Genomic DNA, 14,331 nt, shown 5'->3' on the forward strand with positions numbered 1-14,331 from the left:
CCTCCCCTCGATTCCGGCGGAAACGCTGCGGAATCGACACCTCCGTTCGTACGCACGTCCGCTGTTACGCGGCCATGACAGGACCCGGATCGTCCGGCCGCACAAGATCCATAGATTTCTCTTCAGCAGCCCGCCACACCTGACCCCGGTGAAACAGACCGAACAGACTCAACGCGGCATGCGACTCTCCTCCACTCTCCTCATCCACGCTTCAGGAGTCGTTATGCGTACCGCCCTCGCCCTCCGCACCTCGATCGTCACCGCCGCCCTCGCGGGCGCGATGCTCATCCCGGCCGCCGGCGCCGCGTTCGCCGCGCCCGCCGCGGCCCCGCGGACCGCCACGGCATCGGACAACAGCCGCTACGAGGGCGAGCCCGTCTACATCGGCGAGGGCCTGGTCGCGGTGCTGCGCAACAAGGCCGAGGGCCCCGAGGCCTGGATCCGCGTGGTCGGCGCCGGCTGGAAGCCGGGCGACCCCTACATGTTCCGGGTCCTGGCCAAGCTGGACAGGGAGCAGACCTCCGACACGGCCAACGGGCTGTCCCTCAAGCTCACCAAGGCCGAGACCGCCGCCCCGGTACTTGTCGTCACCGCCAAGGACGGGACCACCAAGTCCTACCCGCTGCCCGCGGGCCAGTTCGGCACGGACTGCCGGGTGGGGCCCAAGGGGCAGCCGATCGGCGGAGGCATGCGGGCCGAGCTGTACGTGACCGAGAACGGCCCGAAGGCGGTCCTCTTCGCCGACGAGGACAAGGGCGCCTGGGCCACCCTGGACCGCACCCACCCCGCGCTGCCCGACTCGGCCGGCATCATCGCCCGGATCGTGAACCCCAGCAGCGCGACGCCCGTCTTCGAGTGGAAGACCGAGGGCGGCAGCGACCGTACCGGCCACGCCTCCTTCCCCGCGTTCCCCAAGGGGTGCAAGCCGAACTACAAGTTCACCGGCACCGAGCCGGTGGAGAAGCCCGCCGCCCCGGCCCCGGCGAAGCCGCAGACCGCCGGCCAGACCTCCGTGGTGCCGAAGGGCGCGGTCGCCGCGGGCGCCGAGATCCCGGCCGCCGCGGCCGAGGACACCGACAACACCACGACCGTGGCGGCCGGCGCCGGCCTCATGGCGATCCTCGGTGCGCTCGGCGCCGGCATGGCCCTGCTCCGCCGTCGCGCCCAGGGCTGACACACCTCGGTCTCGCCTCGCCTCCGGCGGGCCACCGTCACGGTGGCCCGCCGGAGCCCGTTCCCGGAGCACCCCATGGCCCGCCGCGCCACCCGCCCGCTGTTCGCCGCCGTCCTCCTCGCCGCCGCCCTGACCGGCTGCGGCACCGCCGCCCCCACTGCCCCCACCCCGAGCGCCCCGCCGACGACCGCCGCCCCGCCCTCCGTCGCGCCCACGGCCGCGCCCGCGGCCACGGCGCCGGCCGCCCCGCTGCCCGCCTCCGCGCCCGTACGCGTACGGATCCCCGCGGCCGGGGTGGACGCCTCACCGGTGCTGACGCTGGGACTGGCCGCCGACGGTACGGTCGAGGTGCCCTCCGTGGCCGACGGGGACAAGATCGGCTGGTACGGGAAGGGCGTCACCCCCGGCGAGACCGGCCCCGCCGTGCTGATCGGCCACTTCGACACCGCCCGCGGCCCGGCCGTGCTCAAGGACGTCTCGCGGGTCCACGTCGGCGATCAGATCACGGTCTCGCGCGCGGACGGCAGCACCGCCGTCTTCCGCGTCCGCGAGTTGGAGCAGGTCGACAAGAAGGAGTTCCCCACCACCAAGGTGTACGGGGACACCGTGCGGCCGGAGCTGCGCGTCATCACCTGCGGCGGGGACATCACCGCCGGTCACCGGCCCGACAACATCATTCTGTACGCCGATCTCGTGGGGTGAGACGGCGTGGGGCAGAATCGGGCCCATGAGCAGCCAGCAGCCCGACGACGAGCCGGTGTACCACGACCGGGTCTACCGCTCCCCCATGGCCGTGGTCACCGGCGTGCTGATGCTCGCCCTGATCGCATGGCTCTGCGGGGACGCCGTGCTGCGCGGCTCCGGGAACGCCCCGTGGACGGCCCTGGCGGTCGCGCTGTGCGCCGTACCGCTGGTCGTGGCCTTCACCATCCGCCCGGCCGTCTTCGCCAACGCCGACCGGATGCGCGTACGGAACCCGTTCCGGGTCATCGAGCTGCCCTGGGCGGCCGTGGACGCGGTACGCGCCGGGTACTCGGCCGAGGTGCTGGCCGAGGGCTCGAAGTACCAGCTCTGGTCCGTCCCCGTCTCCCTGCGCGAGCGGAAGAAGGCGGCCCGGCAGCAGCAGTCCGGCGGCCGCGGCGGGCTCACCGGCCGCAGGCCGTCCTCCTCGGCGGCGCAGAACGGGGCCGTACCGGGCGCCCCGCGGCGGGCAGAGGCCGACCGGGTCGTGGACGAGCTGCAGGAGCTGGCCGAGCGCGGGGCCTCGCGGGCCGGCGCCCAGGGCAGCGTCCGCGTGAAGTGGTCGTACGAGGTCATCGCGCCCGTCGTCGTGGGTGCGGTGCTGCTGATCGTGCTCCTCGCCACGGGCTGACGGGATCCCCCGAGGCGCTTCCCGGTCGGGCGGAACCAGGGCTACCGGACGGTGCGTCCTCGCAGATGTGCAGCGCAATGAGGCCGGCGGCAGCGCCGCCACCGCCATTCATCTCCGGTTCCGGCTCCTGGCCGCCCTCCTGCTGGCCGCCCACCTGGTGGTCGTCGGCTGGCTGACCCTGCGACCGCTGGACGTGCCCTGGGCCGCGGCCGCGAATCTGAACCCGCTGGAGGGGATCAGGGCGGACCTCGCCTACGGGCCGCTGGAGGCCGCCCACCGGATCGGCGAGGGCCTGGCGCTGCTGGCCCCGCTCGGGGTGCTGCTGCCGCTGGTCAGCGGGCGGCTCGCGCCGTCGGCGTTGTCCGCCTGGTCCTCGCTCGCCCGGACCGCGGCAGCCGGCGCGCTGGTCTCGGTGTGCATCGAGATGCTCCAGACCGCGGTGCCGGGCCAGGTGGCCGACGTGGACTCGGTCCTGCTGAACACCCTCGGTGTGCTGCTCGCGCACGCGGCCGTCGTACCGGCGCTGCGCGCCCGGATGCGGCGTTCACGCACCGCTTATCAGGGGGCCACCCCGAGAATTACCAGGGTCGGCCTCGGCCCCTGGACCGAGGTCTTGTCGGCGGTTCCCCGGGAGTATTGAGGCATCGCAGGAAAGCGATCCGATCCCGGAAGAGGAGAACACCATGAGCGCCCTTGCCCGCCCCCGTGACGGCCGGTGGATCGGCGGAGTCTGCGCCGGACTGGCGCGCCGCTTCGGAATTTCCGCGAATACGATGCGCGTCATATTCGTCGTCTCGTGCCTGCTGCCCGGCCCGCAGTTCCTGATCTACCTGGCGCTGTGGCTGCTGCTGCCGAACGAGAAGTCCGCCGCCACCGCCTGGTAACCGGCCGGCCGGCGCCTGGGGGCCGGGGGCGGGTCAGCCGGCCCGCTGGACCTTTTCCAGCTGCTTGTCGGCGACTTCCTGCGGCACCTGCGTCTTCTGCCGGCCGGCCGCCACATTGAGGGCCATCAGCCGTACGACGGTGTCGCCCTCGCGCACGACGACCAGGTGGACCTGTGCCGAGACGTCCTGCGCGGCCGCGGTCGTGGTCCAGCTGACGGTCTCGTCGCCGCTGGTGCGGTAGTCGGCGGCCCGCACGTCGCGATAGCTCCCGGTCTGCTTCTCGACCGCGGCGGAGAAGCCCGTGCCGCAGGCGGCCACGGCCGCCTTGAGCCGGGCGATCAGCGCCTTGGCGTCGCTCTCGGCGTACGAGCTGACCGAGGCGGAGACGGCGAGTCCGACCTGCTTCTGGGAGCCGACGCCACGGTTGACGGTCTCGCGCGCGGCCGGGTCCGGCTTGTCGCCCATGATGTCGGCCAGCGGCTGACAGGCCTTCTTGTCGGCCTGCGGCTGCCCGTCCGGAGCATGGGGATTCTTTCCCTGGGCGGAGACCTGGTAGCCGGGCAGGTCGCCCTGTTCCAGCGCGGACCGCTCCAGCCTGCTGCCGCCGGCCTTGGGCGTGGCCGAGCCGCCGGGAGCGGTCGGGGCCGGAGATCCGGGCGCGCCCGGTGCCTGGCCCGCCGAACCCTTGGGGTCCGGGTCCTTGTCCTTCGCGGGGCTGCCCGCGCCGCACCCGACCGCTGCGAACAGCAGGGCCGGGACCAGCGCGACCATCGTCGCTCGTGCCTTCATGCGCATGACCAAGGACCTCTAAACCGCGTGCGTCGGCGGGCAGTTGGTGGTGATCGTGGCACACGGCACGGCAGGGCGCACACCTCGTCGAAGAGGTGCACGCCCGCCGTACGCGTGTGCGCATCGCGGCAGCGTCAGCCGCCGAGGCCGTTCAGGGCGCCGGTGGCCGGGGCCAGGCCGCCGAGCAGGCCGGTGACCGGGGCGGTGGGGTCGCTCGACTGCTGGCCCTCCCCGGGGCTCACCTGCTGCTGGCTGGTCAGGCCCTGGATGGCGCCGGTGGCGGTGCCCAGCGCGTCGGTGAGGCCGACGGCCGGCACGGCGGCGGAGGCGGTACCGGCGGCGACGGCGGCGAAGGCGGCACCGACAGCGGCGGCACCGAGGATCTTGGCAGCTGACTGCTTCATGAAAAATATTCCTTGCGACGGGGAATTTGAGCGGCTCCGCAAACTAGTCACTTCAAACCCCCGCCCGCAAACATCCTTAAATATGAGAAAGCGCCCGGGAATTGCCGCTCCCGGGCGCTTTCAGTACGTCATGCCGTGGCCTACGCCGAGACAGAACCGCTGGTGGAGGCGGTCTGCTGGAACAGCCACTCCGACTTCAGCTCCGCATAGCCCGGCTTGATGACCTCATTGATCATGGCCAGTCGTTCATCGAAAGGAATGAACGCGGACTTCATCGCATTGACGGTGAACCACTGCATGTCGTCGAGCGAGTAGCCGAAGGTGTCGACCAGGTGCTCGAACTCGCGGCTCATGCTGGTGCCGCTCATCAGGCGGTTGTCGGTGTTCACCGTGAGCCTGAAGTGCAGCTTCCGTAGCAGGCCGATCGGGTGCTCGGCGTACGAGGCGGCCGCGGCCGTCTGCAGGTTCGAGGTCGGGCACATCTCCAGGGGGATGCGCTTGTCCCGGACGTACGAGGCCAGGCGGCCCAGCTTCACGGAGCCGTCGGCGGCGACCTCGATGTCATCGATGATCTTCACGCCGTGGCCGAGCCGGTCGGCGCCGCACCACTGCAGGGCCTGCCAGATCGAGGGCAGACCGAAGGCCTCGCCGGCGTGGATCGTGAAGTGGTTGTTCTCGCGCTTCAGGTACTCGAAGGCGTCGAGGTGGCGGGTGGGAGGGAACCCGGCCTCGGCGCCGGCGATGTCGAAGCCGACCACGCCGTTGTCGCGGTAGCGGTTGGCCAGCTCCGCGATCTCCAGCGCGCGGGCGGCGTGGCGCATCGCGGTCAGCAGGGCGCCGACGCGGATGCGGTGGCCGTTGGCCTTCGCGCGGCGCTCGCCCTCGCGGAAGCCGTCGTTCACGGCCTCGACGACCTCTTCGAGGGTCAGGCCGGCTTCCAGGTGCTGTTCGGGGGCGTAGCGGATCTCGGCGTACACGACGCCGTCCTCGGCCAGGTCCTCGGCGCACTCGGCGGCGACCCGGAAGAGGGCCTCCTTCGTCTGCATGACCGCGCAGGTGTGCGCGAAGGTCTCCAGGTAGCGCGGAAGGGAACCGGAGTCGGCGGCTTCCCGGAACCAGATGCCGAGCTTGTCGGCGTCGGTCTCGGGGAGGTTCTCGTAGCCGGCCTCGCGGGCCAGCTCGATGATGGTCCCGGGGCGCAGTCCACCGTCGAGGTGATCGTGCAGCAGCACCTTCGGGGAGCGGCGGATCTGATCCGGGGTCGGCAGGTTGGGGGTCTCGCTCGTCATCTGGGCACTCTAACTCCTACGCGCGTAGAGCGACGCGCCGACGACGGCCGCAGATATGTAACAGTGACCGCGCGGACGGATGGCGTACACCTCGGGGTCTGAAACTGTTCCGTCATGGCACAGCATGCGCCGCCGGCGCGCGGGGCCCGCCTGGGGCGGGCGGCCGGCGCGAACGGCCCGGGATCGACGGTCAGTGGTGTGGTGCTCCTGCTTCCCGGAGCGTCCAGGTTCTCCCCCGGTCCGCTGCGGCCCCTCGGGCGCGCGCTGGTCCGGGCGGGCGGGGCGGAGGGGCTGGTCGCGCACGCCGTCATCCACGGCGGGGGATCCTCCCGCGAGGAGCAGGCGGGGTGGGCGGCGGACGAGGCGGTACGGCGGTACGGGGACGTGCCGGTGTGCCTGGCCGGCTTCGGCGCGGGCGGCCTGGCCGCGCTGCGGGCGGCGGGCCACCACGCCGTCAACTCCGTGGTGTCGCTGGCGCCTTGCTTAGGGACGACGCCCGCGGCCGACCCGCCTGAACCGGTGAAACAGCTGTCGGGGCGGCGGGTGCTGATCGTGCACGGCACGAACGACGCGCGCAGCGACCCGGAGGCATCGTTTCAGCTCGCGGCCCGGGCGAAGAAGGCCAACCGGTCGACCTGCCGCTTCGAGGTGCATTCGGACGGGCACGGGCTGCGCGAGCACCAGCCGGAAGTCGTCGCGCTGGCCGTGGACTTCGTGCTGGGCTCGGTGTTCTCGGGCCGGTACTCGCGGCCGGTGACGGACGCGCTCGCGGCTCCCCCGCCGCTGGGCCTGCGGATGCCGCTGGCCTCGGGTTTCGGGCGCTCGCTCCGGCGGTGAGGCACGGGCCCCGCGCGTAGAGTGAGAACGGTACGGGGGGCTTCTCTCCGGGAGGCGACACATCATGGCCGGATTGGTGTCCAGGAGCTTCGACCAGGCTGATGAGACCCGGCCGTTCGTCGACGGGAAAGGCAGGCTGGACCTGCTGGACGCGGGCGGCGCGGGCGTCGGGCGCTCCACCTTCGAGCCGGGCTGGAAGTGGTCGGAGCACGTCAAGCCGCTGGCCGGGACGGACAGCTGCCAGGCCGATCACACCGGGTACGTGGTGAGCGGCCGCATGAAAGTCGTCATGGACGACGGGGAGAGCACCGAGTTCGGCCCCGGTGACTACATGCGGGTGCCTCCCGGGCACAACGCCTGGGTCCTGGGTGACGAGGCCTGCGTGACGCTGGACTGGACCGGTTTCGCCGACTACGCGAAGCCGTCCGGCTGACGGATCCGCCGGTCCGCGGGCCGCATCAGGCCGGCGGCCCGGTCCAGGGTGCGGTCCAGTGAGCCCGCCGTCGGTGCGGTGGCCAGGACGTACGCGTGGTGCAGACCGCCCGTCGGGGCCCGGCGGACCGTGGCGCCCGGCGGGATCTCCAGCTGCACGCGGACCACGCCGGGCACGGCGCGTGCGGCGGCGATGCCCGGCAGGGCCCCGTCGGGGCGGTGGCCGGGCGGGAAGTCCACGTACCGCAGCCCCGCGTACGCGGCGCGCGGACTGTGCACCGGCTCGGGCAGGCCCAGCCCGGCGGCGAGCGTGAGGGCGAGGACGTCGGTGCCGTGGGCGGCCCGGAGCAGCCGGCTGAACTCCTCGCGGCCGGGGCGGGCGTGGGCCTCGACGAGGCGGGGGCCCCGCGCGGTGAGGATGACTTCGGTGTGGGAGGGGCCGTCGCGGTGTCCGGCGAGGTCGAGGACGCCGCGTACGAGGGCCCGTACGGCCTCGGCGGTCCCGGGTTCCAGGGCGACCGGCAGGACGTGGCCGGTGGCGGTGAGGTGGGGTCCGGCGAGCCGGCGGGACCAGCCCAGGATGCGGTGGCGGCTTTCGCGGGAGAGGGCTTCGACGGTGAGTTCCGGCCCTTCGAGGTACTCCTCGACGAGGAGGTCGGTGATGGCGGGGTAGGTGTGGGCGGCGGCCCGGGCGCCGGCCTCGTCGTGAACGAGCCGGACCCCTTCGCCGTCGGCGCCCGCGCGGGGCTTGATGACGCACGGGTAGCCGATGAGGGTGGCGACGAAGGGGAGGGTGTCGGCGCGCCCGCAGCGGGCGAAGGAGACCGGCCGGGCGGGGTGCAGGGTGTTGGAACGGGCGCGCAGGGCGGCCTTGTCCATCAGGGCGGTGACGGCGGCGGCGGGTGTGCCGGACAGGCCCAGTTCCTCGTTGGCGCGGGCGGCGGCGAGGGCTCCGGCGGCGTCGAAGCCGAAGACGGCGGCGCGGCCGTGCCGTACCGCCTCCAGCCGGCCGACGGCTCCGATGAGGTGGCGGTGGTCGCGCCAGTCCGCCCGTACCCGCCGCTCCGCCCCCTCACGGTCGGATGGCACCGATGGATCCGGCGCGACCACCACGGTGCGGGCACCCGCACGGCGGGCTGCCGCCACCACGGCGGGTCGCGGGCTCAGCAGGACGGCCACGGGCCCCCGCCCTTCCATCGGTGTCCGCTGCCGCATACCGCGCTCCCCCTTCACGCCGTGGTGCCACTGTGCCGCTTCGGCATATGCCGATTGCGGCTGGACAGGCGTCGTCTTGCCGCCTTGCGGGAATACGAGGGGTTTATAAACAGACGCACGCCGGGACGAATAGGCATATGCCAGCCGCTCCATCCGAGGACCTCAGCCCCGCGGCCCGACGCCTCTACGCGTACGCGGTCGAGCGGGACGCCTTCGACGCGGCCGAGGCCACCGAGGCCCTGGGCGTGCGCGCGGCCGCCGCGATCACGGAGCTGGCCGCGGCGCACTTGCTGCAGCGGGCGCCGGCCGGCGGGCCCGACCGGTGGAGCGCGGTGGCGCCGCGGGCGGCGGCGGCGCGGGCGCTGGCCCCGCTGGCTCTGCTCGCGAGGGAGACCCAGGACGAGATGGACCGGCTGCGGGCGCGGCTGGAGGCGCTGGTGCCGTCGTACGAGGCGGGGACCGCGCACCGGGACCTGAGCGGTTCGGGGCGCCTGGAGCTGGTGACGGACCTCGGCGCGGTACGGGCACTGATCGCGGAGCTGGTCGCGGCGTGCGAGCGGGAACTGCTGACCTCGCAGCCGGGCGGCGGCCGGCCGCTGGAGACGCTGGAGGAGTCGATCGGACGGGACGAGTCGCTGCTGGCGCGCGGGGTCCGGATGCGGACGATCTACCAGCACACGGCGCGGTATTCGCGACCGACGGCCGCTTACGTCGAGCGGGTGACGGCCCTGGGCGCGCAGGTCCGGACGCTGGGCGACGGGCTGATGCGGATGCTCGTCTTCGACGCCCACACGGGCCTGATGGCCGTCCCGGACCGCAGCGGGGCGGCGCTGGTGGTGCGCGAGCCGAATGTCGTGCACTTCATGACGGCGGCCTTCGAGCGGTCCTGGCTGGGGGCGGAGCCCTTCCCGGTGACGGTGAGTCCGGACGCGGCGCGGTCGATCTCGGACGAGCTGCGGCAGACGATCGTACGGCTGCTGTCGGAGGGCCTGGAGGACAAGGTGATCGCGCGGCGGCTGGGCATGTCGGAGCGGACGTGCCAGCGCCACATCGCCGAGATCATGCGGGCGGTGGGGGCCAAGTCCCGCTTCCAGGCCGGGTACTTGCTGTCGGCGGCGTCAACTCAAGCCCTCACGGACGCGCAGGACGCCGCCCGGGCCGTACCGCCCGGCGGTGACCGGTCCGGCCGGCCGCAGCGCTCGTAGCAGGCGCGCAGCCCGGGGCTGCGGATGGACGGCAGCCGCACCAGCACTCTTCGGGCGCCGTGGCCGCTCACGCGACGGGCGGCTCCAGTTCGGGGATCAGGCGGCCGCGGCGGGAGAGGAGGAAGCGCTTGAACTCCGCCACCGGCGGGGTTTCCGGGTGGCCGTCGAGCCAGGCGACGCCGATCTCGCGGACGGCGCGCGGGGCGGTGACAGTCAGCTCGACGACGCCCGGGCGGGGCACGGCCGGGGGCGGCAGGAGGGCCACGCCGAGGCCGGCGGCGACCAGGCCGCGCAGGGTCTCGGCCTCCTCGCCCTCGAAGGCGATCTTCGGGGTGAACCCGGCTTCCGCGCACAGGTCGTCGGTGATGCGGCGCATGCCGTAGCCCGGCTCCAGGGTGACGAAGGTTTCCTCGGCGGCCTCGGCGAGGCGGATGCGCTTGCGGGTCGCGAGCCGGTGGTCGTCCGGGACCACCAGCCGCAGCCGCTGCTCGTCGAGGCGGCGGGCGACCAGGTCGGGCGCGTCCGGCAGCGGGGAGGTCAGGCACAGGTCGAGTTCTCCCGCGCGGAGCTTCTCCAGCATGGCCTCGCCGTAGTTCTGGACGAGGGAGAAGCGGATCCGCGGGTGGTCGGCGCGGAAGGCGCGGATGAGGCCGGGTACGGTCTCGGAGCCCAGGGTGTGCAGGAAGCCGAAGGCGACCTTGCCGGAGGACGGGTCGGCGTCCTGCTGGACGGACTCGGCGGCGCGGGCGATCCCGTCCAGGGCCTGTTCGGCGGAGGCCAGGAAGGTGCGGCCCGCCGTGGTGAGGGCGACGGTGCGGCCCCTGCGGGCGAACAGCGTGACGCCCAGGTCCTGTTCGAGCCGGACCATGGCCCGCGACAGGGTGGACTGGGGGACGCCCAGTTCGTGGGCGGCCCGGGTGACGTGCTCGTGCCGGGCGACGGCCGCGAAATACGCGAGGCGCGGGGCCAGCAAACGTGTCACCGACACGTCTTCTTCGTAACGGTTCATCGACATGCGCCGCCCTGAGCTGTACTGATGCGTGAGTGGATCGATTATGGCGAATCTGTGCATTGGACGCATGAAAAACACGGGTCTACCTTCGACGTATGCCTCCCGCTCATACCGGGGCACCCGTCATCGCGGGTGCCTCCACCTCGTCGTTCCAGGACCTCAAGACCAACACCCCTGAGGGCCGGGAGCCCGGCCGCCCCGGCTACCGCCGGATGACCCTCGCGCTCTTCGCCGCCGGACTCGCCACCTTCGCCCTCCTCTACTCCACCCAGGCGCTGCTGCCCGCGATCTCCGACGGTTTCGGGGTGACGGCGGGTCAGGCCAGCTGGACGGTGTCCGCGGCCACCGGCGCGCTCGCGCTGTTCGTCCTGCCGCTCAGCGCGCTGTCCGAGCGGTTCGGGCGCACTCGGATGATGACCTGGTCGATGGCGGTGGCCGTGGGCGTCGGCCTGCTGGTGCCCTTCGCGCCGAGCCTGGAGTGGCTGGTGGCGCTGCGCGCCGTCCAGGGCGCGGCGATCGCCGGGGTCCCGGCCTCCGCGATGGCGTACCTGGCGGAGGAGGTCGAGCCGAAGGCCCTGGTCGGGGCGATCGGGCTGTTCGTCGCGGGCAATTCCATCGGCGGCATGAGCGGCCGCCTGATCACCGGCTGGGCGGCGCAGCTGGGCGGCTGGCGGGCAGGTCTGCTGGCCGTCGGGCTGATGGCGCTGGCCTGCGCGGCGGCCTTCCTGGTGCTGCTGCCCCGGGCGCGGTTCTTCCGCCCCGCGTCGCTGGACCCGCGCGCGGTGGGCCGTACCGTCGCCGGTCACCTGCGCGATCCGCTGCTGCTGCGGCTGTACGGGATCGGCGCGCTGTTCATGACCGTCTTCGGCGCCGTGTACACCGTCATCGGCTACCGGCTGGTGGACGAGCCGTTCTCGCTCGGGCAGGGCGTGATCGGGTCGATCTTCCTGATCTACCTGGTCGGTACGGTCTCCTCGGCCGCTGCCGGGCAGCTCGTGGCCCGCGCGGGGCGCCGGGGCGCCCTGTACCTGGCGGTGACGACCACGGCGGTGGGGCTGCTGCTGTCGCTGTCCGACGCCCTGGCCGCGGTCCTGCTCGGCCTGGTCCTGATCACGGCGGGCTTCTTCGCGGGGCACGCGGTGGCCTCGGCGGCCGTCAGCCGGACCGCGACGTCGGGCCGGGCGCAGGCCTCCGCGCTCTACCAGTCCGCGTACTACCTGGGTTCCAGCGCGGGGGGCACCCTGGGCGCCCTCGCCTACCACTCCGCCGGCTGGGCGGCCACGGTCGGCATCGCGCTGCTGGCCGTGCTCGGCGTCGTCTCGATCACCCTGTACGGGTCCCACGCGGCCCGCGCGGAGCGGCGGATGCCGGCTCCGGCGGTGGCCGCGCGCTGAAGAACTCGCCGCAGGAGCCGGTAAGGCACAGAAATACGTCCCTCCCGCAGGCAACTCGCGCCGGTTTCCGGGCATGCACACGGAGACGTACGGCGAAGGGGAGGACCGGATGGGGACGCGGAAGGCGCGCGTGCGCGCGGGGCGGCGGGCTGCGGTGGTGTTCGGCGGGGCGGTGGCGCTCGCGCTGCCGATGGTGGTCGCGGGTGGTGGAGCGGCGCGGGCCGCGTCCTGCAATCTGACCACCGGGCCGTACCAGCGGCAGGTGGAGCAGTTCCTGGGGCGGCCGGTGGACGGCAGGCAGTCGGCGGCCGACTGCACGGCCATCAGGAGCTTCCAGGCGAGCCACGGGATCACCCCGACCCAGGGGTACGCGGGGCCGCTGACCTGGCAGACGATGAGCACGATGCTGGCCCAGCGGGCGGCCGGAACCACCCCCAACGGGGCCGGGGCATGCCCGGTGAACCGGGGGCGCATCGCCTGCGTCGACCTGACGCGGCAGCTCAGCTGGATCCAGGACGGCGCCGCTTTGAAGTACGGTCCCGTCCCGGTCCGCACGGGCAAGGACGGCACGGAGACCCGGACCGGCCTGAAGAAGATCTACTACCGCAGCATCGACCACTGGTCGACGATCTACAACGTGTCGATGCCGTACTCACAGTTCTTCGACGGCGGCATCGCCTTCCACTCGACCGCCAAGAGCATGTGGAACCCGCCGGGTTCGGGCGGCTGCGTGAACATGCGGCCCGCCGACGCCAAGGCGTACTGGAACCTGCTGGGGAACGGCGAGGACGTCTACGTCTACGGCCGCAAGCCGGGCACGTAGGGCCTGTCGGCCTCTGCCAGGGCGTCCAACCGCCGCAGGCTGGCGCGTCGTTGCACGAGGGACAGCCCGGCCACCGCCGCCCCGAGCGCCAGCCACCCCGCCGGGCCCGCCGTCATCACCGCACCGGTCAGCAGCAGCGGGCCGGCGGACTTCTGGACGGACTGGGCCGTGCCGGCCACGCCGAGGTACGAGGCGCGCGCCTCCTTGGGCGCGAGGGAGACGGCCAGTTCCCAGGAACTCACCGAGCGCATCAGCTCTGCCGCGGTGACCAGGACCGCCGAGGCGAGCAGGGCCGCCGAGGCGGCCGCGGCCCCGCCCCCGGTGGCGGTGGCCAGCAGGGCGCAGCCCGCGAACATCGTCAGTCCGTACACGGCGACGGCTCCCGCCGCCTGGCGGGGGCCCTGGACCATCGCCGACACGCGCAGCTGCAAGACCACGACGAGCACGGTGTTGATGACCAGGAAGGCCGGGACCATGGCGTGCGGCGCCGCCGTGTGGTGCACCAGCCACAGCGGCAGGCCGACGCCCAGGATCGAGTCGTCCAGGTTCATCGGGATGTCCAGCAGGGCGAACCGGAGGTAGCCGCGGTCCCGCCAGGGACTCCGCCCGGGCGCCCCGGCAGCCCCGGCCGCCGCGTCGGTCCCGGGCGCCCCGGCCGCGGCGTCGCTCCCGGGCGTACCTGCCGCCGTTTCCGGGGGCACGCCGCCGGTCCGTGCGGCGACGAGCCCGCGGCCGCGCGGCTCGCGGGTGCGCCACACCAGGACCGCGGCCACGAGGAACGACAGGGCGTTGGCCAGGATCAGCACGTGGTAGGCCCCCCGGGTGCCGACGGCGAGGCCGATGGCGGCGAGGCCCGCACCGAGCGCGTAGCCGGCGTTGGCCGAACTGCGCGACAGCGCCTGGTAGGTGGAGCGCCGCTCGCCCGCGACCCGGGTGGCGAAGAGCATCTCCAGCGTCTTGGCCGCCCGGTCGCCCAGGTACGTGACGGCGACGACGGGCAGCAGCAGGTCGAAGCGATTGACCAGCAGCAGCGCGCAGAGGGCGACGAGGCGGAGCAGGTGGCAGCCGATCAGCAGGGAGCGCACCGGGAAGCGGTCGGCCAGGTGGCCCGCCAGCGGTGATCCGGCGATGCCCGCCACTCCGGCCGCGCCCACCAGCAGGCCCAGTTGCCCGGTGTCGAGTCCGACCACGAAGGTGAAGTACAGGACGGAGGACGCGGCCCATACGCCCGTACCGGCGCGGTCCAGCAGTTGGGCGAGCAGCATGATCCGCGCGTCGCGGCCGCCCGGCGGCCGGCGCAGCTGCGCCAGCAGGCCGGCCTCCCCCCGCCGCGCCTTCCGGATCTCCGTGCCGCGCCGCATCCCGGGCCTCCCGTCGGTCGTCATGTATCTCGATGTCGAGATACATGACGGAACCCTGCCCCAGATCAATCTTGACGTCAAGATACTTGATATCGATAGACCACCGCGTCCGGCTGCGACTGTCAGACCCCTCCGGTAGT

At 73.2% G+C, this 14,331-nt stretch carries 16 protein-coding genes; 10 read left to right on the forward strand and 6 right to left on the reverse strand.

Annotated elements, in window-relative coordinates; genetic code table 11:
• The first annotated feature begins 223 nt into the window (after nucleotides 1-223).
• The 5 genes from AB0D48_RS28865 to AB0D48_RS28885 all read left to right on the forward strand — a co-directional run bounded on the left by AB0D48_RS28865 (nucleotide 224) and on the right by AB0D48_RS28885 (nucleotide 3,430).
• Nucleotides 224-1,174 (forward strand): hypothetical protein, encoded by a 951-nt coding sequence (locus tag AB0D48_RS28865; protein ID WP_362403162.1) that lies wholly within the window; start codon nucleotides 224-226, stop codon nucleotides 1,172-1,174.
• A 75-nt stretch (nucleotides 1,175-1,249) separates the two neighbouring features.
• Complete coding sequence (locus AB0D48_RS28870; protein WP_362403165.1) at nucleotides 1,250-1,876, forward strand: class F sortase; 627 nt, start codon at nucleotides 1,250-1,252, stop codon at nucleotides 1,874-1,876.
• A 25-nt stretch (nucleotides 1,877-1,901) separates the two neighbouring features.
• Nucleotides 1,902-2,546: a PH domain-containing protein gene (locus tag AB0D48_RS28875; protein WP_362403168.1), complete on the forward strand. Its 645-nt coding sequence runs from the start codon at nucleotides 1,902-1,904 to the stop codon at nucleotides 2,544-2,546.
• Between the two features lie 67 nt (nucleotides 2,547-2,613).
• Nucleotides 2,614-3,186, forward strand: coding sequence for a VanZ family protein (locus AB0D48_RS28880; protein ID WP_362403171.1), 573 nt, complete (start codon nucleotides 2,614-2,616; stop codon nucleotides 3,184-3,186).
• Between the two features lie 43 nt (nucleotides 3,187-3,229).
• Nucleotides 3,230-3,430 (forward strand): PspC domain-containing protein, encoded by a 201-nt coding sequence (locus tag AB0D48_RS28885; RefSeq protein WP_362403174.1) that lies wholly within the window; start codon nucleotides 3,230-3,232, stop codon nucleotides 3,428-3,430.
• Between the two features lie 33 nt (nucleotides 3,431-3,463).
• Here the strand turns inward: AB0D48_RS28885 and AB0D48_RS28890 are convergent, their stop codons facing one another.
• The 3 genes from AB0D48_RS28890 to AB0D48_RS28900 all read right to left on the reverse strand — a co-directional run bounded on the left by AB0D48_RS28890 (nucleotide 3,464) and on the right by AB0D48_RS28900 (nucleotide 5,912).
• Nucleotides 3,464-4,219, reverse strand: a complete 756-nt coding sequence (locus tag AB0D48_RS28890) for a hypothetical protein (RefSeq protein ID WP_362403177.1) — start codon at nucleotides 4,217-4,219, stop codon at nucleotides 3,464-3,466.
• A 134-nt stretch (nucleotides 4,220-4,353) separates the two neighbouring features.
• The gene (locus AB0D48_RS28895) at nucleotides 4,354-4,623 is read right to left on the reverse strand and encodes a hypothetical protein (RefSeq protein WP_362403180.1); all 270 of its coding nucleotides are present in this window, start codon (nucleotides 4,621-4,623) and stop codon (nucleotides 4,354-4,356) included.
• A 140-nt stretch (nucleotides 4,624-4,763) separates the two neighbouring features.
• Nucleotides 4,764-5,912, reverse strand: a complete 1,149-nt coding sequence (locus AB0D48_RS28900; protein WP_362403183.1) for an adenosine deaminase — start codon at nucleotides 5,910-5,912, stop codon at nucleotides 4,764-4,766.
• Nucleotides 5,913-6,026: 114 nt separating this feature from the next.
• Here AB0D48_RS28900 and AB0D48_RS28905 point away from each other — a divergent pair, with 114 nt between their 5' ends.
• Together AB0D48_RS28905 and AB0D48_RS28910 are read left to right on the forward strand one after the other, a co-directional pair.
• Entirely contained in the window at nucleotides 6,027-6,749 is a 723-nt protein-coding gene (locus AB0D48_RS28905; protein ID WP_362403186.1) for an alpha/beta hydrolase, read from the forward strand.
• Between the two features lie 64 nt (nucleotides 6,750-6,813).
• On the forward strand, nucleotides 6,814-7,182 hold the full coding sequence (locus AB0D48_RS28910) for a cupin domain-containing protein (protein ID WP_362403189.1): 369 nt from the start codon (nucleotides 6,814-6,816) through the stop codon (nucleotides 7,180-7,182).
• On the opposite strand, the gene AB0D48_RS28915 is transcribed toward AB0D48_RS28910, so the two are convergent.
• Nucleotides 7,161-8,396 (reverse strand): ATP-grasp domain-containing protein, encoded by a 1,236-nt coding sequence (locus AB0D48_RS28915; protein WP_362403192.1) that lies wholly within the window; start codon nucleotides 8,394-8,396, stop codon nucleotides 7,161-7,163. The two genes, AB0D48_RS28910 and AB0D48_RS28915, sit on opposite strands and share 22 nt — an antisense overlap.
• Before the next feature lie 137 nt (nucleotides 8,397-8,533).
• On the opposite strand from AB0D48_RS28915, the gene AB0D48_RS28920 reads away from it, so the two are divergent.
• On the forward strand, nucleotides 8,534-9,601 hold the full coding sequence (locus AB0D48_RS28920) for a helix-turn-helix transcriptional regulator (protein ID WP_362403195.1): 1,068 nt from the start codon (nucleotides 8,534-8,536) through the stop codon (nucleotides 9,599-9,601).
• Nucleotides 9,602-9,668: 67 nt separating this feature from the next.
• Here the strand turns inward: AB0D48_RS28920 and AB0D48_RS28925 are convergent, their stop codons facing one another.
• A complete protein-coding gene (locus AB0D48_RS28925) occupies nucleotides 9,669-10,610 on the reverse strand; it encodes a LysR family transcriptional regulator (protein WP_362403284.1) in 942 nt (313 codons plus the stop codon).
• Between the two features lie 98 nt (nucleotides 10,611-10,708).
• On the opposite strand from AB0D48_RS28925, the gene AB0D48_RS28930 reads away from it, so the two are divergent.
• Both AB0D48_RS28930 and AB0D48_RS28935 read left to right on the forward strand, forming a co-directional pair.
• Nucleotides 10,709-12,007 carry an MFS transporter gene (locus AB0D48_RS28930; RefSeq protein ID WP_362403199.1) on the forward strand — a complete coding sequence of 433 codons (1,299 nt, stop codon included), beginning with the start codon at nucleotides 10,709-10,711 and terminating at the stop codon, nucleotides 12,005-12,007.
• 109 nt (nucleotides 12,008-12,116) lie between these two features.
• Complete coding sequence (locus tag AB0D48_RS28935; protein ID WP_362403203.1) at nucleotides 12,117-12,830, forward strand: L,D-transpeptidase family protein; 714 nt, start codon at nucleotides 12,117-12,119, stop codon at nucleotides 12,828-12,830.
• Here AB0D48_RS28935 and AB0D48_RS28940 read toward each other — a convergent pair.
• Nucleotides 12,806-14,215: an MFS transporter gene (locus tag AB0D48_RS28940; RefSeq protein ID WP_362403206.1), complete on the reverse strand. Its 1,410-nt coding sequence runs from the start codon at nucleotides 14,213-14,215 to the stop codon at nucleotides 12,806-12,808. The two genes, AB0D48_RS28935 and AB0D48_RS28940, sit on opposite strands and share 25 nt — an antisense overlap.
• Nucleotides 14,216-14,331: the final 116 nt, after the last annotated feature.

This window comes from Streptomyces sp. NPDC048269 (assembly GCF_040652395.1).
In the GTDB taxonomy this organism is placed as follows: domain Bacteria; phylum Actinomycetota; class Actinomycetes; order Streptomycetales; family Streptomycetaceae; genus Streptomyces.

Bases quoted from the DNA above. Each gene is read 5' to 3' on its own strand.
- AB0D48_RS28865 (WP_362403162.1), top strand. From the start codon at position 224: ATGCGTACCGCCCTCGCCCTCCGCACCTCGATCGTCACCGCCGCCCTC.
- AB0D48_RS28870 (WP_362403165.1), top strand. From the start codon at position 1,250: ATGGCCCGCCGCGCCACCCGCCCGCTGTTCGCCGCCGTCCTCCTCGCC.
- AB0D48_RS28875 (WP_362403168.1), top strand. From the start codon at position 1,902: ATGAGCAGCCAGCAGCCCGACGACGAGCCGGTGTACCACGACCGGGTC.
- AB0D48_RS28885 (WP_362403174.1), top strand. From the start codon at position 3,230: ATGAGCGCCCTTGCCCGCCCCCGTGACGGCCGGTGGATCGGCGGAGTC.
- AB0D48_RS28890 (WP_362403177.1), bottom strand. From the start codon at position 4,219: ATGAAGGCACGAGCGACGATGGTCGCGCTGGTCCCGGCCCTGCTGTTC.
- AB0D48_RS28895 (WP_362403180.1), bottom strand. From the start codon at position 4,623: ATGAAGCAGTCAGCTGCCAAGATCCTCGGTGCCGCCGCTGTCGGTGCC.
- AB0D48_RS28900 (WP_362403183.1), bottom strand. From the start codon at position 5,912: ATGACGAGCGAGACCCCCAACCTGCCGACCCCGGATCAGATCCGCCGC.
- AB0D48_RS28905 (WP_362403186.1), top strand. From the start codon at position 6,027: ATGGCACAGCATGCGCCGCCGGCGCGCGGGGCCCGCCTGGGGCGGGCG.
- AB0D48_RS28910 (WP_362403189.1), top strand. From the start codon at position 6,814: ATGGCCGGATTGGTGTCCAGGAGCTTCGACCAGGCTGATGAGACCCGG.
- AB0D48_RS28915 (WP_362403192.1), bottom strand. From the start codon at position 8,396: ATGCGGCAGCGGACACCGATGGAAGGGCGGGGGCCCGTGGCCGTCCTG.
- AB0D48_RS28920 (WP_362403195.1), top strand. From the start codon at position 8,534: ATGCCAGCCGCTCCATCCGAGGACCTCAGCCCCGCGGCCCGACGCCTC.
- AB0D48_RS28925 (WP_362403284.1), bottom strand. From the start codon at position 10,610: ATGAACCGTTACGAAGAAGACGTGTCGGTGACACGTTTGCTGGCCCCG.
- AB0D48_RS28930 (WP_362403199.1), top strand. From the start codon at position 10,709: ATGCCTCCCGCTCATACCGGGGCACCCGTCATCGCGGGTGCCTCCACC.
- AB0D48_RS28935 (WP_362403203.1), top strand. From the start codon at position 12,117: ATGGGGACGCGGAAGGCGCGCGTGCGCGCGGGGCGGCGGGCTGCGGTG.
- AB0D48_RS28940 (WP_362403206.1), bottom strand. From the start codon at position 14,215: ATGACGACCGACGGGAGGCCCGGGATGCGGCGCGGCACGGAGATCCGG.